This is a genomic window from Nostoc sp. UIC 10607, assembly GCF_047228265.1.
GTDB classification, from domain to species: Bacteria; Cyanobacteriota; Cyanobacteriia; order Cyanobacteriales; family Nostocaceae; genus Nostoc; species Nostoc foliaceum_A.
On record NZ_JBIQNW010000049.1, the window covers coordinates 1 to 21122 of the forward strand.

Sequence of the window (21122 nt, forward strand, 5' to 3'; positions counted from 1 at the left end):
GTGAGAGGAGAGTGCTAGTAATTACCCATCGGGTGCAGCTTGCTACGCAGCTTGTGAAAAAACTGGGATTACCTTTCATTACCGAAGTGAAGCAGACTGAGCAAGGCTCACATTTCGGAATGGGGCTAGTAATTGATAGCTTACATCCAAAAAGCCAAGCTAAATTTAACCCTGATGAGTGGAAAGGGTGCTGGTTGATTTTGGATGAAATCATGCAGCTAATCTGGCATTTGTTGAGCAGTTCGACTTGTCAGACAGATCGCGTAGCCATCATCAAAAACTTCAAACGCCTGCTACTGAATGTTGTTAATTATGGTGGTAAAATCTTCATTGCTGATGCTGACTTAAACGATATTGGCATTGACTTTATCAAAGGGCTAATTGGGCAAGAGATTGACACTTTTATTGTGGAAAATACATTTCAGTTTGTAGAGCCTTGGCAGGTAAATTTAGTACAGGGTAATAATCCAGCACAATTAGTAAAAATCCTTACCCAAAAACTAGAGAATGGGGATAAGTGTTTTGTTGCTTTGTCTGGACAACGGGCTAGTTCTAAATGGGGTTCTCGCAATTTGGAGGCGTACTATAAAAAACTGCTGCCACACCTGAGAATTTTACGAATTGATTCTAAAAGTACAACTACTCTTGGTCATCCGGCTTTTGGCTGTACAGATGATTTAAATGAGGTAATTAAAAACTATGACCTCGTTCTAACTACCTCGACCATTGAGACTGGGGTATCAATTGAAGAAAAGCATTTTGATTATGTTTTTGGGATTTTTCAAGGCGTACAAACTACCGATGGTGTCAGACAGCATTTATCACGTTACCGCCTTCCAGTCCCTCGTTATATCTGGCTTAATCCAGTAGGCATCAATAGGGTAGGCAATGGCTCCAATAGTGTCAAGGCATTACTAGCAGGTGAGTACATCAAGAATAAAGCCAATATTAAAAAGCTCGTTGATTTGGGATTTGAGGAATCGATAGAAGGCAATTTTGAGAGTATTTGCATTAATACCTGGGCGAAGTTAGGGGCAATCATCAATGATGGGATGAATAGCTATGAATCGCAAATTATTAGTGATTTGAAATCTGAGGGACATATCATCTGTGAAGTGAGCGCGGATGAGTTACCGGAACCCGCAGAAGTAGAGACTACTAAGCAAGAAATCTACAACAATTGCAAATCAGAATATGCGGGACACTGTAAGAATGTAACTGCATCTGAAAGCATTACAGATGAACAGTTTTTGAAACTAGATAAACAAAATTGTAAAACGGAGTCAGAACAGCTAAAACATAGAAAAGGTGAGATTGAAAGGCGTTATAACGTGACCGTTACTCCCGAATTAGTAGAGAAAGATGATCAAAACTGGTATTCTATAATTCGACTAGATTACTACCTTGGCGTGGGTAGGGAATTTCTACCGGATAGAGAAATAAACGTCATGTCTACCGCTTTAAAAAATGGCGATGGAGATTATTTCATTCCCGATACTAATAAAAGCTTTATTGGGAAAAAAATTGATGCTTTAGACTGGATTGGGTACAAAGAGCTTCGAGAAACGGACGGATTGAGCAACAATCACCCATTAGCACAAGCAGTATTTGAGAAAGCAAAAACTCATCAGTCCGATTTGAGCTTAATTCTTGGCGCTAAGAGTAATATGTTTGCTCTTCTAAATACTCCCATGCAAGTCTGTCAAAAACTAGCGTCTCTTACTGGGTATAAATTCTCCCGATTGCGGCGAGAGGGAACACGAGGCAACCAAGTCTGGATTTACGGTGTCGCCGCGCCAGACTTCCAAAAAGATGATGAGGGGAATCTGGTTTTTGTCGATGGCCGCGCTGTTCCCGTTAGCGATCGCCGAGAGGAAGTTTTTACGGCATGGGTAGAGCGCGATATCCTAGCCAGAGAAAAAGCCGCCAAAGCCAAACTGGAGGCACAAGTACAAGCAACAATTCCCAATTGCCAATTGTCAGCACTTGCAGAAACCGAAATTAATACGCTGACTACATTACAAGAACAGTACGCAGAGCAAAAAACACAGACCCTAACAGAAGAAGTTGAGTCAATAGTCATCACTCATGACTCAGAAAGTCAGGTAATCATAGCTGAGTTACCAGTTGAAAATCATCAGCAGTCCACAGAAGCGGTAATTGAGAAACTACTAAAAATTTCTAATTGGGGAGAAGTTGCGGCGAACCAAGCCGAGATTGATCAAGTTTGGCCGCTACTTTCAGAAAACCAGCGTTCGCATCTCTGGCAACTTCATCAAAAATATCAGCAGCAATTGTCTTTAGAGGAATTGGCACAGCAGGCCATCGCTACACAAGCTGAAATTAAGGAAACGGGTTTTGGTTCCCACTTCCGAAGCTATGTTTTGAAAGCTGTTAGAGGGGGAATAGCGATCGCTCGGAAATGCTGGGGCGACAAGCAAGAATGCTCAATACCTTTAAATCAACTATTGCTAGCCACTGGTTAGAGTTTGTGTACCTGGTCAATTTTCAGAACACCAAACAATCATGACAAAAACAAAAATATCATATTTAGCAACCCCTGAAGAGGTAGCGGAGTATTGGCAAGTCTTTTTGCAGACTTTCTGATGGATTAGACCAGATAAAAAACAGTTGAAATCCATCACAGATGTAACCAGAGCGGTTGAGGAGTGATTAGTCAGTGCGATCGCCGTCGCTGTGTGGTATCGAAATAATCCGCACTATGCATTATATAGTTGTGATACTGTACCTGTGTTCAATCATACGCAATTAATCCCGAACAAAATTTTTCTAGTTTACTGGGATTAAGCCCTTGGTGACTAACCTACTTTTCATCCCCTCGTGTTTTTGATCAAGTCTAAGGGCATGACAAATGGGGCAAAGGGTTCTCAAATTTGAAGCGTGGTTGTGTGGGCAGGATTACCCGGATCTGGTAGAGTAACTTCTGCTTCTAAATTTTTACACTTCTGGTGGCAACCATTCTCTATGAATGAGTATCGCTTCAGTTTCCCTGTTCAATAATCCACCACTCGCTAATTTCGTGTTCAAACTTGATAAATAACGGGAACAATAATTATGTAGATGTATAAATATATAAAATAACAATGAGTGGAAAAAAGAAACCCTGGCTGCCTATAGTTATCGCAGCACTTTTAAGTTGGTTTGGCGTTAGTAAAATCCTGCAAATTACGAAAGATTATTCAGCACACCAACAAGCAATTACCGATGTACAGGCAATTGTTAATGAAAATAGTAATATTAATAGTATTCCCAATTTGGATGCTTTAAAAGCAAACCAAACCAAGATACAGCAAACCATTGAAAAGCTAAAACTAGTTCCAAATCTACCAGGATATCCATATCAGAATGCCCAAAATCAAATATCACAGTTGAATCAATTACTTGCTAAACTTGACTCAAAAATCCAGGTTGAAGAAGCAGCTTTCAATAATTTACAAGCTGCACTGAAATTAGATGAGGAAGCAGCAATACTAGTCCAAGATAAAGCTTACTCCAATAATTGGCAAGAAGCGAAAGGTAAATGGCAGCAGGCAATTAGCATTTTAGAAAAAATTCCTACAGCTACATATGTTTCCGATACAGCAAAGCTTGGAATATCATCTGTAAAACGCAACTTTAATGATGTAGATAAGGTGATTACAAGTGAACAAAAATCACTTCAAAACTTTTCATCAGCAGTTGAATTAGCTCAAAAAGCTACTAACCTTACTAAAGATACTACATTAATCACATTACCTGAATTATTGAATGCAAAGTTGCAATGGCAGCAGGCAATTAATTTACTTGTAAATGTTTCTTCGGCAACTAATCTATCTTTGAAAGCACAATCCCAACTTAGCATTTATCGCAATAATTATCGCCAAGTTAGTAATGCAATTGATGAAATTAAAAAATGTCTAACACAAAAAACTAGTTTTGAGAGTGAATGTACAGCAAGCGTCTCATTATATATTAGTCCTCCTGAAACCCTAACCGCATTGCTCGAAGATATCAAAAAAGAAGAAGATGCTAATAATCAAATTGCTTCTTCTGAATTTAACAGTACATCTGGTACTTCCTCAGATACTTCAGATGAATCTAGCAGTAGTAACTATAGCGGCTATAGTGGTGGTTACAGTAGTGGTTATCGTAGCCATTCCGGTTCAGTTTCCGTAAATGGATACACTCGTAGAGATGGAACTTACGTCAATAGTCACACCCGCAGCGCTCCAGGTTCTCGTGTAAGTGGTTTTGGTAGTTTTCGTTCTGGAGGAGCGAGTTCATGAACGATGTTAGGCATAAGTTTTACCAGCAGCATCAAGATATATTTAGCTGGTACGATGCCGATGAATATGCTTGCTATGAGGTGTTAATGGTTGCACCGGAAACCATAGAAAAAATCAAGCAAGCAGCAACAAGAGTTTGGCAGGTTTTAAACCATGCGGCTCTGGTTATGAAGCAGTTTGATGAACGGACTCTAATTGAATTTGATTATCCTCAATCAACCCTACGATTAATCAAAAATAATAAGCAAGTGCCTTTTATTGCCCGATGCGATTTTGCAGTTGTTGGTGATAATATCTACCTGCTTGAATGTAATGCGGAAGTGGCGACTTTTATAGTCGAAACATTCAAAATAAATGGGATAGTCGCTAAACATTTTGGGAAAGTAGACCCGAATATTAACGCTGAAGCCGTTCTTCAAATAGGGCTTAATCAATATATTGAAGAATCTGCCAAATATCTCAATAAATCTCCTGAAGACTGCAATATTATCTTTGCAGCCCTATCGGAAGCTCTCGAAGATATTGGTACTGTTGAATATTTAATGTCTTTGTGCCATTATAAATCTGCTTTTTGTCCAATCGAAAGTATTGCAATGGATGAGGATGGCTGCTACGACCATAGAGGTGAAGCAGTCGATATAATCTACCGCATATACCCAACAGAATGGATGGTAGAAGATAAAGACCCCAAATTTGGAGTAAGTCTCTGGGATTATTTTGAACCATTAGTCTATTCAAGGAAGCTAGCTTTAATTAATCCTGTCAGTGCTTTTGTAATGCAAAATAAAGCGTTAATGGCTTTAATTACAGAATTAGGATTTGATTTTTTTAGTCAGAATAATTTGGCAGGATTTGAACATTTTTTACCTACATTTATGGAACAAGATAAAATCAATCCTCCCTTAGTGTCAAAACCCACCTGGGGGAGAGAAGGGAGAGAAGTTAAAGTTATTAAAAGTAATCAAGAAATAGCTTGTAACCCAGACCCTGAGTACGCTTATTTTGCTAAAGTTTACCAAAAATATGCTGATTTACCAATTATCAAAGTAGAAGGAGAAGAGTATAGATTGCAGTTATCTTGCTTTTTGATCAATGGCGTTGCTGAAGGAGTGGCAGCAAGAATTGGTAAAGATGTGATTAATAATAACTCGAAATTTCTGCCAATTGGGTTTTAGGGGGAGAAGGGAAGAAACGGGAAAGTCGAATTTAGAATTTACCACCCAACAGGCAGGACAAGAAGGCATCGCTTAACTTTGGGATTGAATCATGAACACGCTCTAAAGACTTGATCAAATTCTGCAAAGTCATAATTGTAGACAATTATGATTGAATCAGACCATACTTGCAACTTACTGGGATTCCCAATTTGGGAATCTGGAAGTTTCGTTGTACATTCCACTTCGGTCTGGTCATGCAGGGATCGCTCTTTTTCCTCATTGACTTGCTCAATATGACTGTGGTTTATATGCGTCGCTCTTTTTGGGATGTAAGCTAAAAGCATCTGGGTTTATCTGTTTTTGTCTCGGCTGTTTGCTCTTTCTGTAATTGCAATGCTTTTGATTCTGTTACCCCTGATTGCTGTCTATGTGCAGTTAGAAATTGGCAATAAGCGTGTACCTCGGCTCAAGAAATGGTGTATTCAGTTTCCGATTAGCATTTATCTAGGCTGGATTAGCGTGGCAACCATTGTCAACGTAGCGTGTGCCTTGTATTTTCACGGGTGGAATGGTTGGGGGATTTCTGCTGTAATCTGGACTCTCATAATGTTATTGATAGCAACAGCAGTTGCAGCATTTATTGTCATCCAGCGTCGAGACATCGCTTATACAGGAGTAATACTCTGGGCATTGGTAGCGATCGCACTCAAACACTTTGATAACTCAATGCTCAGAAATGCTGCGTTGGTTTTGGCAATTGTCCTAGTTTTGACCGCTACGATTAACAGCTTACGCCCCCAACAAGAACATATTTAAGTGCGATGGCGTACCCGCCCACTGTAGGCTTACGCCCAAAAAGCTAGTATTCCCGTGGTGGCATTCACTTGCACGCGCTGGGGAACGTTACTCAAAGGGCATCACAACTGGCACGGAAAGTTACCTACGGCAGCAGACTGTTATCGCTATACACTAAATCATCCAGGGGTGCGTCTGGCGCTCACCGCCCCCAAAACTAGGCAGCAATTAGAAGAAAATCTCGCTGTTCTGCAAGCGCCCCAAATTGAAGCCGAAGAAGTAGCTAAATGGCACTCATACGGGAACTTGATTTATGGTAATGGGCAAGACGCATTTGATACTCAATGGGTTTGAGAGGTGGAATGGTTGAGGGGAGCGATCGCATAACACGAAACCATATTGGGATTTGACTGGGATGCAGACCTTTTTCTTAGAGGAAATTTGGCTCAGTAGCTGTTGCTCAGGCATACCTCGCAGCGTCGCACTTTGACATGATCCATCTGTAAGATAGCCATGTAATAGATGCTTGAATATAGAAGTCAAACAAAAAACCAATTATACCCATGTCGGAAATTGAAAACTTGGGAGTGAGTGTAGAAGAGTATTTAGAGGGATTGGCAGCAGGGATTGACATTTTAGAGTTGAAGCGGTTAGAAGCAAGGGGAATTCCCACCAATTTAGCTTTAGAAGTGATGGCGATTATACCAAAGGTAATCAATGGCACAGCCACACCTGAAGAGGTTGTCCGAGGACTAATGATTATGTCGCCATCCTTAAGAGAGCAAATTGAATAGTTTCGAGAATTACCACATTGGTTTACTTTGGGTTGTCGCCTTGCATCAGTGCATCTAACTGAGCTAACAACTTCTCTACTTTGGATTTTTTCTTCGGATCATCCCACACTTTCGCTTTTTTGAAGCGTTGAAAAGTATCATCAACGCGGTCTTTTATGGATGCTGATTCTGTTTGCTTTGATGACTCTGATTTAGACTGCTGCTCAATTTCTTGAATCTTACGCTTGATTTCGCTCAGTGAGAGATTGTAAGCGATCGCATCTTCTAAGAATTGTTTTCTTGTTTTTTCATCACCAACTCGTGCGATCGCTTTGGCTTTACTTGTCTCCAGTTTCCCCTGACGTAATACCTCTAAAATGTCAGTGGGCAAATTGAGCAATGGCAAACGATTGCTGATAAAAGAGTCTAGTTTAATATTGCCGAGCGAGGTCAAAACCTCCTCCACTACACTAATGACATCATTGCCAATAACGTTATTGGCAGCAGTTCTACCACGCTGTTGGTTTTGAATGTGATGTAGCAGTGGTGGTACTTCTTGGGGTGAAATTTTTAATTTGACAGCCAAAAGTCGCACAATCCCATCAGTTTCTTCAAGGTCAGTGAGTCCCGAACGAGCGAAGTTTTCAATCAGGGCAATTTCTAGAGCATCTTCATCACTGAGTTGACGGATAACTACAGGGGCTTCTACCAATTCCAGAATATGTGCTGCTCTGTAGCGCTTTGCCCCTGCTACTACTTCGTGTTTGTCACTGCCAGGGATAGGACGGACTAGAAGTGGTTCTAGAATGCCGTTTTTTCTGGCAGTAGCAACAATTTTGTCTACCTCTTCTGGGTCGATGTAGTACCGTAGTTCTGCTGTGGGCAGCACAATCAAACTGAGGGGCATAGTAGCCTTAGTCTGGTTAGCATCATCCCTAAAGATAAACTCTTCTACCATGCGTCTATCTCTTGCCATTGGTTACTCCCAAGGCTTCGGTAAACAGTGCCTCAAAATCTTTAGCTGCGCGTTTGGCTGTTGCTCCTGGTAGTCCCCAAACAGTCGTGCCTTGTCCTGGTGCATCAGCAATTACTTGAAGGTCATACACCATTGTTTTTAGTAAAGGAAACCCTGTGTTTTTTTCTGATAATGCTCTTTGGGCATCTTTGAGTAATACAGTTCCTTTTTTTGCGTGATTTAAAAATAAACCAACATGGGGCATACCACCTCGCAGTTCTCTTGCCTGCCGCAAAATTCTTACCATTTTTGATGTACTGTGCATATCTAGACCTGCTGGTTTACAGGGTACTAGGGCTAGGTCACATCTAGATAAAATTGCCTTGGTTGTTTCACTTAGGCTACCTGGCCCGTCTACAACTACAGCATCATATTGTTCTGCTAAAGTCGGCAGTTCATCAAATAAATCATCCGGGTCTATCATTGTTTTACACGGCAGTTGCAGGTCTTTCATCCAGTTAGTGCTACTCTGCTGTGCATCTGCATCTACAACTATCACTGTTCCTTGTTGGCTTAACCAATACGCCAGATGACCAGATACAGTGGTTTTACCAGCGCCCCCCTTCTGGTTTGTTAGCCCAATAATCATAATTTTTAGACGATACCTGCTAAATGTACTACTGCGCTGACATCACGATTAACTTTCACTATTTAGCAGCAATAGTATCAGTTTTTTTATGAGATGACTTGATAGTACTGCGATGGCTCCGCCCACCGCAGGCATCGCATCCCATTAGATAGGCCCTTTGCCAATAACGTTATTGGTGGAAATGCTTTTGTGAAAATCAGTGAAGTTAATTGTGCGAACTTCTCATGCAATGGCATTATTGGCTCATCTGGTAATTTCATGCTTTATGCCGTTAAATTGATGAAATATTGAGCGATGGGATGAATAACCGAATTCATCATTGCGTTCATAATATTGTTGAATCCAATTCTGTAAAAAATCAAAAGTTTGTGCCTGTTCTTCAGGCGATTGGAATTTATGCACTTCCCAAGGGCGATTGCGGTTATTTTCAAGACACTTATCAATGCCAGGATTGAGGAAATAAATTTCAGTTGAGAATTCAAGAGCAATTTTGAGTAGCGTAGTATAGCAACCTTCAATTACCCAAACAGTATTATTTTTTATGAAGTCTCGTAGATCCCTAACTGAATCTTCGTGATTACGCCGTATGGCAATTTGGTTTGCTTCCCATGCAATAGTATCGAGGTCGAGAACTGGAATGCCGAAGTCTTTGCCAAGTTTATTGGCAAGAGTACTTTTGCCAGAACCAGAATTGCCAAATATTAAAAATCGATGCATAACAATGATTTAATTAATAGTGATCGCAAGAGTGCTTCCTGTGGAGCATCACACTCTTACTTATCATCTGGTAAATACAATCTGCTGCTGTCAATCGGACTACATCTTTATGCATATTATGATTTTTTTGTAAAGACATTGGCTACTAAAATTTAAAATAATAGCTTTAATAGAAATATAAGATAATTTCTCACTTAATTAAATGGTGAGAAAAAGGAGTTGCTATGTTGACTCACACGATACCTATGCAATGGCTAATAGAGCTAGTGCAAGAATATCGAAACATTACTAAACGCAATCTGTTTTACAAAACAGTAAATTTGGCTTCTTCACCTTCAGACTTTCAATGGATCAGACAACTGTATTATTTATCCTGCGACTTTACAGCAGCAGTGGCGTTACGTTATGGTAGCTGCCAGGATGCACGTTTTCGTGATGCTTTTGGCGAACACGCTGCTGAAGAAGTGACGCACCCTGAAGAACTAGCTGATTGGATGCGTGAATCTGGCTTACTAGCTCCTGATGAACAACTAACTTCAATACTTCAATACCACCAACATTTGAAACTTTAGCGTTAGGGTCTTATTTTATCCGCTCTGTGATGCGTGAATCGATAGCACATCAGATTATTACTCTGAATTTGGTGGCAGAGGGGCTTGCTTACGACTTCTATGCCATTGTCAACCCTAAACTAGCCGAAGTAGGATTGACCCCTAAAGGTTATTGGTTGGTTCATCAAGAATCAGATATGGAACATCAAACTTTAGGGCTTGAGTTAATCCCAGAATGTGAGCGCAATTCATTGTGTGGCAGAGGATATACTCATACTATGTGGGAAGTGTTCAGCCTTTTTAACCAGTTATTATACTCTTGGAGTGGAATGCCAGTAGAACACAAACCCCAACTTCCTACACCTATAGAATTGGGTAGTTATAAGGGAAAATCCTAGTTGGTATTGAGCCGATAGAAAAGGGAATCCACCAGAGAGGTACTGCCCCTCCTATATCTGTGTTATCAGCACAGCGCCTCACTTTTCGGCTTCTGGTGGAAAGCGGAAGATGGAGGAATTGAACCCCCAGGTGTTACCCTGCTCTAGTTTTCAAGACTAGTTGCCCTCCCTTGAGCAGCATCTTCCATATAAGGGGTGTCTGGCGGGACTTGAACCCGTTATGACTGGTTCCACAAACCAGCGCCGCGACCACTTTGGCTTCAGACACCATCAATGGAATCAATGGGACTTGAACCCATAACCTCCTGCTTGCAAGGCAGGCGCTCTAGCCAATTGAGCTATGACCCCATGTGGCAGGAGTGACAGGATTTGAACCTATATAAAACCGTTTAGAAGACGGTTGCCTTATCCATTAGGCGACACTCCCATAAATTGGTAGCCCCGGCAGGGATTGAACCCGCGACTTCCTCTTTGTAAGAGAGGCACTCTCCCAACTGAGTTACAGGGCTAAGAAAGCGATCGACGAGATTTGAACTCGTACCTAGAGTTTGGAAGACTCAAATGCTGCCATTACACCACAATCGCATTGAAGCTGGTGACAGGAGTTGAACCTGCAACCTACTGATTACAAATCAGTTGCTCTGCCAATTGAGCTACACCAGCACTAATTTGGTGACGGGGGCAGGAGTTGAACCTGCCGATGTTCAGGTTATGAGCCTGACGAGCCACCGTTGCTCCATCCCCGCATATTCACCAATACCCCTGACTGGATTTGAACCAGCAACTTCCAAATTTTAAGTTTGGCACCTCTTCCACTTGGGTTACAGGGGTAAGTTTTGATGGGCGCTACAGGGGTCGAACCTGTGTCAGCCTGATTAAGAGTCAGGAGCATAACCGTTCTGCCAAACGCCCAAGAGTTGGTGGGTCGCCCAGGGGTTGAACCTGGATGAATCCGCTTAAAAGGCGGCTGCATACCCGCTCTGCCAACGACCCAATTTAGTACCCTTGGTGGGAGTCGAACCCACAAAATCTGGTTTCTAAGACCAGCACGTTTGCCAGTTTCGTCACAAGGGCAAATGGTCGGGATGGTAGGATTTGAACCTACAACCTTCAGCTCCCAAAGCTGCCGCGCTACCAAGTTGCGCCACATCCCGTTGGTACTCCTGACGGGAGTTGAACCCGTACATAGACTGTTTTTGAGACAGCCACCTCTTCCAATTGGGCTACAGGAGTATATATAAGCTGGGAAGGAAGGAATCGAACCCTCAAACTTCGCATTCAAAGTGCGACGGCTTTGCCTGTTTGCCTACTTCCCAATAAATGGCTGCCCCAGTAGGATTTGAACCTACAACCCCCGCGTTAACAGCGCGTCGCTCTGCCATTGAGCTATGGGGCAATGTGCCAGTCCCCCAGATCCGGATTGAACGGATGACCTCCTGTTCTTCAGACAGGCGCTACTACCAACTGAGCTACCAGGGGGTAAGGCGAGAACGGAAGGACTTGAACCTTCACTTTTCAGTTTCGTAGACTGATGTGTTATCCAGTTACACCACGTTCTCATAAGGCGGAGAGAGAGGGAGTTGAACCCACAGTGAGATGATGAATCTCACAACTGTTTAGCAAACAGCTTGCCCTGCCGATAGCAATCTCTCCAGAATGGGACGGGCTGGAATTGAACCAGCAACGCAAACGCGGCGGTTTTACAGACCGTTGCCCACACCAGTAGGCGAGCCGACCCATGAATTTGGTAGTGCAGACGGGACTTGAACCCGCTAATTACACGCTTGAAAGACGTGCCGCTCGGCCACTTCGCTTCTGCACCATGTATGCCATGTAAGTTGAAAAAGCTGTTGATTCACACACAGGAATTGAACCTGCATAGACTGTTTTAGAGACAGTTGCCTTACCATTAGGCGAGTATGTAAGCTTTTTCGGTCAGGACACGGCAACGCACAGACTAGGACTTGAACCCAGAACAACAGTTTTGGAGACTGTGGTGTTGCCATTACACCATCTGTGCATTTGGTAGCAGTGGCGAGAGTCGAACTCGCATATACCAAGTTATGAGCTTGGGGCTTTGCCGTTAAGCTACACTGCAACGTTTGGAGTCCAGGGCGAGAATTGAACTCGCACAGTCGGTTTTGCAGACCAATACCCTACCGTTAGGCGACCTGGACATACTACGAGGACGACAGGAATCGAACCTGTGACCACTTGCTTCGGAAACAAGCGCTCTTTCCGACTGAGCTACATCCTCATTTGGAAGCCTTGACGGGAGTTGCACCCACTTCTCTCTGACTGAGAATCAGAACGACTTATCTATTCGTCCACAAGGCTACACGGGGATGATGGGATTTGAACCCACGGTCTTTCGCTCGACAGGCGACTGCTTTAAACCGGACTAAGCTACACCCCCACGTTGGATGGCAATTATTTAGTTTTCATGGTTCAGAAGTGTTTGCGCTATGCCTTTTTGAGAGGCTGTAGTGCTTCACTACATATATACTACATAATGTATTACAAGGTGTCAAGGGCATACTACAAAATTTTGAGAAGAAGTGAGAGGACATTGTGATGTAATCGCGGTATTGCCCTCTCTGATTGAGTTTGAAGTAAATTACTCAGATTCACTCAGGCGTTGTGCGCTCCAAAACTGTTCGGCAAATGCAACTGCTGGGTGAATTGGGGCTTTAGGCTTGCTTTTGAGTACCATTCCAGCTTCATGAGGTAGGCGATCGCCTTTGGTTGAATTACACTTCTCACACGCAGTTACAACGTTGTCCCAGGTATGCTGCCCACCTTTTGAGCGGGGGATTACATGGTCAAGGGTCAGATGCTTGGTGCTACCGCAGTATTGGCAGGTGTGATTGTCTCGCTTGAGTACCTCACGCCGATTTACAGGTGGTACTTTCCAATGCCGTTCGGGATTACCAACGGTCAAGCGAATATGTTCGGGAACTTGTAGTACGACGCTGGGTGAACGAACTTCCCACTGCTTTGTAGTGCCAAAATTCAACGATTCTGCCTGACCTGTGACTAACAGCACGATTGCTCGTTTAATGTTGATGCGTGCCAGTGGTAGGTAGTTCTTAGAAAAGACCACCACCGAATTTTGTAATATGTGTGGTTGAGCTTGCATACGTTAAATCCACTCCTCAAAAAATAACCCCCGCCTCTGGTCATCAGGAGCGGGGGTCAGGTAGTTGATACTTTTTGCCCTATGTCGGTGCTGTAAGACATTTGCACCTCCCGCTTTGGATAAGTTGATCTAGATTCAGCCATCCGGTAATCGCTTCAAAAATACTTTCACGCTGCAATTTACTGCCGACAAAACAATACATTTCCTCAAACGCAAACAGCGCGAATACTCTGCCTAAACCCTTGTTGGGTCGGCAATGTATCACGCTGCTAATGGTTGAGGAGAATCTGCTTATCATTGAAGGTTTGTAGTATTTGTAATTGGGACTTATATCAATAATACAGTTGTAGTATACGTTTGTCTACTGCACAATTCTGGGGACGGGCGAACGCTGCGTGAATGCCTTGGCGGTAAAGGCTAAATTTGCAGATGGGGCATCATTTTTTCTCAGCACAACCTTCTAAAACCTTATTCCCCAGGATAAAAATTGCCGAGTATGGATACTCTTTATCTGACATACCATCGCTACAGGCATCGACTTTTTTGATGATTAAGATATTGTTGCCTTTGCCTTGAAGTCGGTTAACTGTAAATTTTTCGGTGAGCAGGCAGATTTAAGTGGGAACCATTATTGCTGCCATTCTCCCTCTTCATCCCGAAGAACTAATTCTACCCTTAGTTTTCATACCTAATTTGCTTTTCCTCTTTCAGTTTGTTTTTCTTAGTTGAGGATGGCACCAAATCGAAACGAAATACGAGCAAGTCCTGAATCTGAATGCTGTTTTCGTAGCTTGGCTCAGGTAAATACCAAAAGTAGTCCTGGCGCACATGATCCATCCGAAATCCGCACTTTTGATAAAAAGCAATGTTGGCGATACTTGAATTAGACGTGCCGACGAGTATCTGTCTCTTGCCGCGTTGCCTCGCCTCTTGAATCAACCAAGCAACGAACTCTTTACCTAAACCTTGCCTTTGAAACTCAGGGGCTATACCAAGTTCCATAATTTCGCAGGGGTCGCTGCGCCATTTCATGGTTGCTGCACCAACCAAGTGTTCGCTGTCGTCCATGCGATATACAACATCGACGAGGTTAGCAAGTCCCCATCGCAGCGCACGCTCCGATTGTTCTGCCAACAGTAGTATCGGAATCAGCGCTTCAAGTTCGTCGTCACGAGCTTGTCGAATAGCAATCGCCATTCATATTCCCCTTTAATCACAATTTATTTTTCAAAACTATAGTACCAAGTCTAATTAATCGATATAAACCAGGAAAAAGGAAATTAATCATCTAAAACTTAGTCCCAGCAAGGCTTTTAGAATTGAACTCTTCACAGTACAATGAGCGATCGCACCCTTAGATATTGTCAAGTGTGAACCGTATAGTGAGGAGAGCAATCGCTTACTTTCAACAGTATTAACGCAAGCTACATAACTGCTTTTGACAATAAGCCCGACATATCCAACACTGAATAAAGTTGTAAAGCGATCGCCCTACAATTTCCTCTAATAAATGGAGAAATATGATGGATGAAGACAAGCCCACAAAATCTAGAGTTATTACAGGAACATTTAAATATTGTAATTCTGGCAGAGAAGAAGAAAAAACAGTTACTTGTTTATTTACTGAAAGGTCAGAAAAGTTTGAATTAACAAAGGTGTATGTTGTTGAGTTTGGATGTGAGCTAATTTTTTGTAAATCAGATAACCACTTTTTGGTTAATGATTAGTGCGATGCCCACGGCAGCAAGCTCCACAGTCTAAATCCTGCAATAATATGAAAATCCTAATTAAAATTTGGCTGAGACTTCTACCAAATGACACCTTTTGCTTATTAGAAGATGAGTGTTTTAAAGAGATGGAAAATATAAAAATTATCGTTTGGGAAGAAGATATTAATAATATTGAGCAGAATTGAATTAATGGTGTTGCTTGCCGCCGTAGGCATCGCTTTTTATCCTCTAAGAAAATGAAGGAGTATTCACATACCTTATAAAGGTAGAATACAAAAACTGCAAGCACTTAAAAATGATGCAAACACTACCACTAGAACTTGAACTGGCAGCATCTCAAATTGCCGCACAGTACTATCCACACAGGCGGTTCAAGCTAATTTATCAAATTGTAAATAATTTTATTGATATCGAATTCCAAGGATACTATACAGAGGAATTTGTTAGCTCACGCAACCGCCCATCAAATCCAATTGATGATTTTTACCGTGATAAAAAAATAGATTTCACAGTTGGTTATGGAAACAATCGGCTCTCCCTATCTGCATGGTGGCGAAGAGCGATATTAACTTTTGATTACAATTCTAAATCTTGGAGCAATGAAGATGGAGAAGAAATTGCTTGTCCCTATCCAGATGGTGAACAATTCGAGATAATTGCAGCAGCACTCTACCCCTTGCTACAGCAGCATTACTAGTTAAAAGAATAAGGCGATACCTGCGGGGGGCTGCGCTTACGCTAACTTTCCTCTGGTGCAGACACACACTACTTGCGTTCGCTTGTAAATTGCTCCTTGGTGATAGGTGAAGGAGCGTTGCGCGTCTATGAAAAGGTTCTAGTTTTCTGGAATTCGCTATCTAGGCGGTGTAGTCCTTATTAGAACAGCGACTTATAAATAACTTCTATTAATAGCCCTTGGGGAATATAACCCCATCAAAAGCCCAGTCATCGTAACTGGGTTTTTGGTTTAAGAGAGATCGCTCTATTATCCTTTAAGAAAAATGGTGGAGCGATGCCTGCGGCGGGCTGTTCGGTGTCGCTCAAAACTTACTCGTAGTTGCTCCCGTCTGCGGATATCCCTTAGTCTTTGAGCGCTGGCTTGTCTGAGGATAGGAAATTTTACTCAATTTCAGTTTCTTCAGACGCTCGATGACTCGAAGAGGCTGCGCTATCACCTTGTACGGTTTTAAGAACTGATTCCAGACGATAACCAGCTTCACGAAGATAATATCCAGCCGCGCCAACGTCTTCAAAAACGTCATCAAATTGGGGATGAGTTGACGGAAAAATCTTTCTTAAGCGATCGCCCAGTCGCTCTAGTTCTTCTTGGATAGCGATTAGTTCTTGAGTATCATCATCCATACTTACCTACCACAAAGATAACTGCCCAGGTGTTACATTTGATTTACCACCTTGATGGTAATGAAGGTGACAACCACTGCAAAGAGCTATAAGGTTGCCTCTGTGGTTATTTGCCGGATTTCTGTCCCAATGATGTACCTGTAGGGTGTACACTCTGCGTTTTGAGCGTGTTAGATGTGATGTTTTTTCACCAGGGGCGATGCACTGTAACCCGCATTTTTGACAACGCCACTGGGCTTGTTGTTTAACTGAAGTGGCAATTTCTGACCAATTATCTGGATATAGAGAATGGGTAAACGTCATCAGTCTAATTAAACTAAAGCTTGACCAATTGTAATGCTTTCTAGCAGTACGAAAGCTTAACCAAATTCATTCATACATATAGGCGATGGCTCCGCCCGCCGCAGGCATCGCTACTAGCCATAAATATCTTTTAATACAGCTTCTAGCCCCGCATTTAAATCTTGCAGTGCTGCATCTATACTTTCATAACTTTCTTTTCCCTGCCAAAACATTCCACCACAATCGAGTGCGCGTACAAAAGAATTGAGAGGACTATCTACGTCATAACCAATTTCAATCCAGCCTTCATGCTCATCTACCCAACGAGCAATATTTGGGTAAGTTTTTTCAAATGAAACTTTCATATTTCCCTCCAGAACTAATCACCACATCACTCATCATCATCTGGCAAATACAAAGCGCTGCTATCAGTCAGCCGTTTATGGAATTATCAACCAATCAAAACCTCGGCAACACTGTACCCGTGCCTGCATCTTTTTTTGTGCGGACATAAGCCTTGGTTGTATCGGTTTTACTATGCCCCAACTGATTTTGCACCTCAAAAACATTCTTATAATCCACCGCCCTCGTTGCGTGAGAATGCCTGAGCCAGTGACAAGAAAATTTTACTTTGGCTACTTCAGATATGTCTTGAATCAAACTTTTAATCGAGCGATCGCTCAATGGCAGACCCCGTTTTTTTGGATCAGGTGACATATTAGGGAACACTGGCATTTTGTCACCAGCCATACCCCGGTACTTCTTAAACTGCGATGATGTCTCGTGGTCTAACCCTATCTCCCGGTACTTTCCCCCCTTCCCCCGAAACTTAATCGTGTAATACCCCCTTTGCCTATCATCCGGTGTCGGGTCTGGCTGCCATTTAAAATTGTGCCAATATAAACCCGGATAATCTTCCTTGGGTTTACCCGGTTCGTTACCCGGAACCGTCACGCGACCAACCTCGCCAACCCGCATCCCACTGTAAAAAAGCAGACAGAAAACCAACCAATGCTGCCCCCCTAACTGTTTGGCTGCATCAGCTAGCTTCTTCATCTCGAAATCTTCTAGATATCGCTCTGCCTTCGGTAAATTACTGAAATTGTCGTAATTTATACTACTTGCAATATTCCGCAAAAAATAGCCAATACTCTCCCCGCTCCCATAGCTCCACAGCGATCGCAATATCAGCACTCGGTTACTTTTAGTATAAGGGGAAACCTCACCCCAGGAAGCAATAAATTCTAGTAACAATGGTTGCTGTAGCAATCTTAAATCAGGTATACCTTGATTCCGTACCCAATCAAGCAATTTTTGACCAAATCGGTAGTATTTTCGTTTAGTTTGTTCGCGGTTTTGGCTTCCAGCCCAAGCCAAAATTAACTCCTCATCATTACCCACCGCAGGCGTGCGGTAATAATATTGCCGAATTACCTCCTCTACCAATTCTGGAGTTACTTGAGCATTAGTGTTTTTAATTACACTTGGTTGGGGAGTAGCAGGCAGAATTTCTACAGAGCCAATCTCAATATTAGTAACATCCATCTGGTCTTTAGGGTTACGCGACCATAAAAATATAGCTTCCTGGAAGTGCTGTTTCAGGAAGCTTTTATATTCTACGACAGCGCAGTAGATATGCGGGTATTACCTGGGTAAGCCGCATGAAGGTGCTTGAAGCGAATAAGGCAGTATGAAGCGGCACTGTGCCTTATCGCTTTAAGCACAATTAATTAGCCAAAGGTTGCGCCAAATCGTTTATTTCACCGGATGGTAAAGTCCATCTTTTGCATTCCATTCCCAACCTATGCCTCTGGGGTCGCGGTTACGAGTCCAACTGATAAATTCTTTGGTAGTGAGTTTTTCTCGTTCCGGTGCGAGGCTCGACGGACTTAAACCTAGTCGCGGTGCTAGATTTTCAGGGGGCAATGCAAGCAGTTCAACAGATGGCTGCTGGTATGGGTTAGCTTGTCTTCTTTGTTTGGGTTGACTGTTGTATCTATTTGATGAAATAGCCCGTTCGATGAGTTCTAGCTTTTTGGTCATTGCGTCGAGCTTGGTTTCTAGCTTCAACTCCAGCTGCTTAACTGATTTACTGCTTGGGGCAACATCGATATCAATATTGCTATCAAACTTGGATATTAATTCTTCTAAGCCTTGTAGCAAGGCAATTGTATGTCCCTCTCTGTGCAGTTTGGATAGTTCTCTGACTGCTGGAATTAAGGCGGTAGGGACGCGAATCATTTCGCTTGGTGGGGACTTTTGTTGAGTCATTTGATATCAGTTTTGATAGCAATAAACTGATTGTAGAGCCAAAGCGTTGCCTACGGCGGTAAACTACGCTCCCTCATTTTTCTTAGAGGAAATTTGAGCAAGAGAGCGATCGCTATCACGAAAAAGTATTCAGACAGTGGAAGGGACATTTGAAATTTGTAGATAATGGGCAAAATCGAAATTCTTAGAGGAAAACGGGCGATCGCTCTTGTATTGAAAAACTGGACATCCCCTCAAAAATGATGATGATTAATTTAATCTGCAATCTTTTTCTAAAATTTATGCGTTTAATCAATCGTTTTCAGGGTTTAGCTGTTGCCACTGCATTAATTGCTCTGTTGGGGTGTTCGCCAGCGCAAACCCAGGTGCCAACACCGACAACAGAAAAACCATTACAGCCAACGCCGATTGTACCTACCTCAATAAGCCCTCATCTGATGCTGGGAAATCCCAGCAGTGCAACCCCCACAAAGCTTACGCCTGATAATTACCTCATGGTAAAAAACCAGTACGCACTTTCCTACAATCAAAGCAAGGGAACTGCCAACTGGGTAGCTTGGCAGTTAAATAAGTCATGGTTAGGGGACGCAGAGCGCCAAAATAACTTTCGTCCTGATGGTACTTTGCCTGCGGGTTGGGTGCGGATAACTCCTTCTATGTACTCTGGTTCAGGATATGACAGAGGCCATATTGCACCATCGGGCGATCGCTCTCTAACAGTAGAGGATAATTCCTCAACTTTCCTGATGACCAACATGATGCCGCAGACACCGGACAATAATCGCAACACTTGGGGTAATCTAGAAGATTATTCCCGATATTTGGTAAGCCAGGGAAAAGAACTTTACATTGTTGCAGGCCCGAATGGTAGTCAAGGTGAACCCCTCAAAGGTAAGGTGACGGTTCCTCAGACAACTTGGAAGATAATTGTGGTTTTAGATAGCCCCGGCTCTGGACTTGATGGTATTACTGCAAGCACCCGTGTCATCGCGGTGAACATCCCTAACCAGGAAGAATTAAATAATGATTGGAGAGCTTACAAAGTAAGTGTTGATGAATTAGAAAAACTCATAGGCTATGATTTTCTCTCTAATATTTCCCCAAATATTCAAGAAGTTATTGAAAGCAAAGTAGATAATTTGTAAAGGATATTCCGACTCGCTCATAAACAGCAAGCTGTCAGATGCGCGTTAATACAGCGAACGCTTGGAAATTGTATCATCCATCTATCTGCTTTTGGAGCAGTATTGGTGGATTTTTATTCATACTTTTTCTTTCTAAAGGTACAAGACGAATAACTAAAAAGGGTGCAATTTAAGAGTAGTGCAAATATCGGAAATTATGGACGCTGCTAAACGCCTTGCTACTCTAAATCGCATCCGCAAACTCAGCCGTTTGATGGATACATCTATACGTATCCCGCTAACGGGTTTTCGGATTGGAATAGACCCAATTATCGGTTTGATTCCCGGTGCTGGTGATTTAATAAGTACAGCGTTTTCAGCTTACATCATATTTTTAGCTACTCGGTTTGGCATCCCACAGCGAGATTTAGCCAAAATGATTTTTAATGTAGGTTTGGAAACAGTCGTTGGTACTGTGCCTTTAGTGGGTGATTTGTTTGATGCTTTCTATAAGTCCAACATTCGGAATTTAACAATTCTGGAGCAGCATTTGACAGTAGTTGAACCAGAACTTAAAGAACTGTCTGATGAACTTTACTCTGGTAAGTTCAGCCAAGTTTAAGGAGACAGCGATTACAGTCGGGAATCTTAGGCATAGTACCAGTGTACTCTCTTGAAACAAGCAAGCGGTCGCACCTAGTTGACGGTGCAGTATATAAAGGTGAAATGGCTTTAGACCCTGCTCACCTAACTGATGTTTATTTTGATGGGGTTGGAACTTTTGATACTACATACATCCGCAACCAATTTATTCAAAGATTGAAAGACAGAGGATATAATTCTACAAATCTTCCTCAAGGTTGGCCTACTCAAATCAATCTTAATTCTCTGATTGGCAAACTCAAAAATCAATGCTCATAATTATAAATAAAT

22 protein-coding genes and 26 tRNA genes are annotated in these 21122 nt (G+C 42.4%); 13 read left to right on the forward strand and 35 right to left on the reverse strand.

The features are described from left to right. From ACEYW6_RS27350 to ACEYW6_RS27375, 6 genes are all read left to right on the forward strand, one after another. Nucleotides 1-2486, forward strand: a 2486-nt coding sequence (locus ACEYW6_RS27350; protein ID WP_412982235.1) for a plasmid replication protein, CyRepA1 family, incomplete at its 5' end; no start/stop codon positions are given. 618 nt (nucleotides 2487-3104) lie between these two features. Next, complete coding sequence (locus tag ACEYW6_RS27355; protein ID WP_412982236.1) at nucleotides 3105-4286, forward strand: hypothetical protein; 1182 nt, start codon at nucleotides 3105-3107, stop codon at nucleotides 4284-4286. Beyond that, the gene (locus tag ACEYW6_RS27360) at nucleotides 4283-5461 is read left to right on the forward strand and encodes a glutathionylspermidine synthase family protein (RefSeq protein WP_412982237.1); all 1179 of its coding nucleotides are present in this window, start codon (nucleotides 4283-4285) and stop codon (nucleotides 5459-5461) included. Before ACEYW6_RS27355 ends, ACEYW6_RS27360 begins: the two co-directional genes overlap by 4 nt. 375 nt (nucleotides 5462-5836) lie before the next feature. Further along, a complete protein-coding gene (locus tag ACEYW6_RS27365; RefSeq protein WP_412982238.1) occupies nucleotides 5837-6259 on the forward strand; it encodes a hypothetical protein in 423 nt (140 codons plus the stop codon). Nucleotides 6260-6316: 57 nt separating this feature from the next. After that, nucleotides 6317-6592, forward strand: a complete 276-nt coding sequence (locus tag ACEYW6_RS27370) for a hypothetical protein (protein ID WP_412982239.1) — start codon at nucleotides 6317-6319, stop codon at nucleotides 6590-6592. A 209-nt stretch (nucleotides 6593-6801) separates the two neighbouring features. Further along, complete coding sequence (locus ACEYW6_RS27375) at nucleotides 6802-7032, forward strand: hypothetical protein (RefSeq protein WP_094344845.1); 231 nt, start codon at nucleotides 6802-6804, stop codon at nucleotides 7030-7032. Nucleotides 7033-7054: 22 nt separating this feature from the next. Here ACEYW6_RS27375 and ACEYW6_RS27380 read toward each other — a convergent pair whose 3' ends face one another. From ACEYW6_RS27380 to ACEYW6_RS27390, 3 genes are all read right to left on the reverse strand, one after another. Then, nucleotides 7055-7987 (reverse strand): ParB/RepB/Spo0J family partition protein, encoded by a 933-nt coding sequence (locus ACEYW6_RS27380; RefSeq protein ID WP_174710982.1) that lies wholly within the window; start codon nucleotides 7985-7987, stop codon nucleotides 7055-7057. Next, nucleotides 7974-8615: a ParA family protein gene (locus ACEYW6_RS27385; RefSeq protein ID WP_174710983.1), complete on the reverse strand. Its 642-nt coding sequence runs from the start codon at nucleotides 8613-8615 to the stop codon at nucleotides 7974-7976. Before ACEYW6_RS27385 ends, ACEYW6_RS27380 begins: the two co-directional genes overlap by 14 nt. Before the next feature lie 243 nt (nucleotides 8616-8858). Further along, nucleotides 8859-9332 carry a shikimate kinase gene (locus ACEYW6_RS27390; RefSeq protein WP_174710984.1) on the reverse strand — a complete coding sequence of 158 codons (474 nt, stop codon included), beginning with the start codon at nucleotides 9330-9332 and terminating at the stop codon, nucleotides 8859-8861. Nucleotides 9333-9556: 224 nt separating this feature from the next. Between ACEYW6_RS27390 and ACEYW6_RS27395 the strand changes: the two genes are divergently transcribed. Further along, nucleotides 9557-9904: a hypothetical protein gene (locus tag ACEYW6_RS27395; RefSeq protein ID WP_412982240.1), complete on the forward strand. Its 348-nt coding sequence runs from the start codon at nucleotides 9557-9559 to the stop codon at nucleotides 9902-9904. A gap of 29 nt (nucleotides 9905-9933) precedes the next feature. After that, on the forward strand, nucleotides 9934-10281 hold the full coding sequence (locus tag ACEYW6_RS27400) for a hypothetical protein (protein WP_412982241.1): 348 nt from the start codon (nucleotides 9934-9936) through the stop codon (nucleotides 10279-10281). 103 nt (nucleotides 10282-10384) lie between these two features. On the opposite strand, the gene ACEYW6_RS27405 is transcribed toward ACEYW6_RS27400, so the two are convergent. The 28 genes from ACEYW6_RS27405 to ACEYW6_RS27540 all read right to left on the reverse strand — a co-directional run bounded on the left by ACEYW6_RS27405 (nucleotide 10385) and on the right by ACEYW6_RS27540 (nucleotide 14617). Then, nucleotides 10385-10467 (reverse strand) — tRNA-Ser (locus tag ACEYW6_RS27405). An 8-nt stretch (nucleotides 10468-10475) separates the two neighbouring features. Continuing rightward, a tRNA-His gene (locus ACEYW6_RS27410) sits at nucleotides 10476-10549 on the reverse strand. Between the two features lie 6 nt (nucleotides 10550-10555). Beyond that, nucleotides 10556-10629 (reverse strand) — tRNA-Ala (locus ACEYW6_RS27415). A gap of 3 nt (nucleotides 10630-10632) precedes the next feature. Then, nucleotides 10633-10708, reverse strand: a tRNA-Arg gene (locus ACEYW6_RS27420). 6 nt (nucleotides 10709-10714) lie between these two features. Then, nucleotides 10715-10790, reverse strand: a tRNA-Val gene (locus ACEYW6_RS27425). Nucleotides 10791-10795: 5 nt separating this feature from the next. Then, a tRNA-Gly gene (locus ACEYW6_RS27430) sits at nucleotides 10796-10866 on the reverse strand. 5 nt (nucleotides 10867-10871) lie between these two features. Beyond that, nucleotides 10872-10944, reverse strand: a tRNA-Thr gene (locus ACEYW6_RS27435). A gap of 7 nt (nucleotides 10945-10951) precedes the next feature. After that, nucleotides 10952-11028: transfer RNA gene (locus ACEYW6_RS27440), tRNA-Met, on the reverse strand. 10 nt (nucleotides 11029-11038) lie between these two features. Then, nucleotides 11039-11112 (reverse strand) — tRNA-Leu (locus ACEYW6_RS27445). Nucleotides 11113-11121: 9 nt separating this feature from the next. Next, nucleotides 11122-11193 (reverse strand) — tRNA-Lys (locus ACEYW6_RS27450). 6 nt (nucleotides 11194-11199) lie between these two features. Further along, nucleotides 11200-11274: transfer RNA gene (locus tag ACEYW6_RS27455), tRNA-Lys, on the reverse strand. Between the two features lie 7 nt (nucleotides 11275-11281). After that, nucleotides 11282-11355: transfer RNA gene (locus ACEYW6_RS27460), tRNA-Leu, on the reverse strand. A 3-nt stretch (nucleotides 11356-11358) separates the two neighbouring features. After that, nucleotides 11359-11435 (reverse strand) — tRNA-Pro (locus ACEYW6_RS27465). 1 nt (nucleotide 11436) lies between these two features. Next, nucleotides 11437-11514 (reverse strand) — tRNA-Leu (locus tag ACEYW6_RS27470). A gap of 9 nt (nucleotides 11515-11523) precedes the next feature. Further along, a tRNA-Gln gene (locus ACEYW6_RS27475) sits at nucleotides 11524-11597 on the reverse strand. 5 nt (nucleotides 11598-11602) lie between these two features. Further along, nucleotides 11603-11677: transfer RNA gene (locus ACEYW6_RS27480), tRNA-Asn, on the reverse strand. A 9-nt stretch (nucleotides 11678-11686) separates the two neighbouring features. Further along, nucleotides 11687-11760 (reverse strand) — tRNA-Phe (locus ACEYW6_RS27485). Between the two features lie 6 nt (nucleotides 11761-11766). After that, nucleotides 11767-11840, reverse strand: a tRNA-Arg gene (locus ACEYW6_RS27490). Between the two features lie 6 nt (nucleotides 11841-11846). Next, nucleotides 11847-11934 (reverse strand) — tRNA-Ser (locus ACEYW6_RS27495). A 4-nt stretch (nucleotides 11935-11938) separates the two neighbouring features. Beyond that, nucleotides 11939-12019: transfer RNA gene (locus ACEYW6_RS27500), tRNA-Tyr, on the reverse strand. A 7-nt stretch (nucleotides 12020-12026) separates the two neighbouring features. Further along, nucleotides 12027-12103, reverse strand: a tRNA-Glu gene (locus tag ACEYW6_RS27505). A 127-nt stretch (nucleotides 12104-12230) separates the two neighbouring features. After that, a tRNA-Trp gene (locus ACEYW6_RS27510) sits at nucleotides 12231-12301 on the reverse strand. A gap of 3 nt (nucleotides 12302-12304) precedes the next feature. Further along, a tRNA-Ile gene (locus ACEYW6_RS27515) sits at nucleotides 12305-12379 on the reverse strand. Between the two features lie 5 nt (nucleotides 12380-12384). Further along, nucleotides 12385-12458: transfer RNA gene (locus ACEYW6_RS27520), tRNA-Cys, on the reverse strand. Between the two features lie 6 nt (nucleotides 12459-12464). Continuing rightward, a tRNA-Arg gene (locus ACEYW6_RS27525) sits at nucleotides 12465-12538 on the reverse strand. 83 nt (nucleotides 12539-12621) lie between these two features. Then, nucleotides 12622-12697: transfer RNA gene (locus ACEYW6_RS27530), tRNA-Asp, on the reverse strand. 201 nt (nucleotides 12698-12898) lie between these two features. Further along, nucleotides 12899-13420 carry an HNH endonuclease gene (locus ACEYW6_RS27535; RefSeq protein ID WP_100904368.1) on the reverse strand — a complete coding sequence of 174 codons (522 nt, stop codon included), beginning with the start codon at nucleotides 13418-13420 and terminating at the stop codon, nucleotides 12899-12901. Between the two features lie 675 nt (nucleotides 13421-14095). Then, complete coding sequence (locus ACEYW6_RS27540; protein ID WP_185580267.1) at nucleotides 14096-14617, reverse strand: GNAT family N-acetyltransferase; 522 nt, start codon at nucleotides 14615-14617, stop codon at nucleotides 14096-14098. Nucleotides 14618-14940: 323 nt separating this feature from the next. Between ACEYW6_RS27540 and ACEYW6_RS27545 the strand changes: the two genes are divergently transcribed. Next, on the forward strand, nucleotides 14941-15147 hold the full coding sequence (locus tag ACEYW6_RS27545; RefSeq protein WP_100904372.1) for a hypothetical protein: 207 nt from the start codon (nucleotides 14941-14943) through the stop codon (nucleotides 15145-15147). Nucleotides 15148-15445: 298 nt separating this feature from the next. After that, nucleotides 15446-15847: a hypothetical protein gene (locus ACEYW6_RS27550; protein ID WP_185580266.1), complete on the forward strand. Its 402-nt coding sequence runs from the start codon at nucleotides 15446-15448 to the stop codon at nucleotides 15845-15847. Nucleotides 15848-16269: 422 nt separating this feature from the next. Here ACEYW6_RS27550 and ACEYW6_RS27555 read toward each other — a convergent pair whose 3' ends face one another. From ACEYW6_RS27555 to ACEYW6_RS27570, 4 genes are all read right to left on the reverse strand, one after another. Further along, nucleotides 16270-16512, reverse strand: coding sequence for a hypothetical protein (locus ACEYW6_RS27555; RefSeq protein ID WP_104902482.1), 243 nt, complete (start codon nucleotides 16510-16512; stop codon nucleotides 16270-16272). Between the two features lie 416 nt (nucleotides 16513-16928). Next, on the reverse strand, nucleotides 16929-17159 hold the full coding sequence (locus ACEYW6_RS27560; protein WP_104902485.1) for a hypothetical protein: 231 nt from the start codon (nucleotides 17157-17159) through the stop codon (nucleotides 16929-16931). Between the two features lie 94 nt (nucleotides 17160-17253). Beyond that, complete coding sequence (locus tag ACEYW6_RS27565; RefSeq protein ID WP_104902486.1) at nucleotides 17254-18339, reverse strand: tyrosine-type recombinase/integrase; 1086 nt, start codon at nucleotides 18337-18339, stop codon at nucleotides 17254-17256. A gap of 210 nt (nucleotides 18340-18549) precedes the next feature. Beyond that, a complete protein-coding gene (locus tag ACEYW6_RS27570) occupies nucleotides 18550-19065 on the reverse strand; it encodes a hypothetical protein (protein WP_412982242.1) in 516 nt (171 codons plus the stop codon). A 281-nt stretch (nucleotides 19066-19346) separates the two neighbouring features. Here ACEYW6_RS27570 and ACEYW6_RS27575 point away from each other — a divergent pair, with 281 nt between their 5' ends. The 3 genes from ACEYW6_RS27575 (at nucleotide 19347) to ACEYW6_RS27585 (ending at nucleotide 21110) form a co-directional block, all read left to right on the forward strand. Further along, nucleotides 19347-20210, forward strand: coding sequence for a DNA/RNA non-specific endonuclease (locus ACEYW6_RS27575; RefSeq protein ID WP_412982243.1), 864 nt, complete (start codon nucleotides 19347-19349; stop codon nucleotides 20208-20210). Nucleotides 20211-20406: 196 nt separating this feature from the next. Beyond that, nucleotides 20407-20811 (forward strand): DUF4112 domain-containing protein, encoded by a 405-nt coding sequence (locus tag ACEYW6_RS27580; RefSeq protein WP_412982244.1) that lies wholly within the window; start codon nucleotides 20407-20409, stop codon nucleotides 20809-20811. A 41-nt stretch (nucleotides 20812-20852) separates the two neighbouring features. Then, nucleotides 20853-21110 (forward strand): hypothetical protein, encoded by a 258-nt coding sequence (locus tag ACEYW6_RS27585; protein WP_412982245.1) that lies wholly within the window; start codon nucleotides 20853-20855, stop codon nucleotides 21108-21110. Nucleotides 21111-21122: the final 12 nt, after the last annotated feature.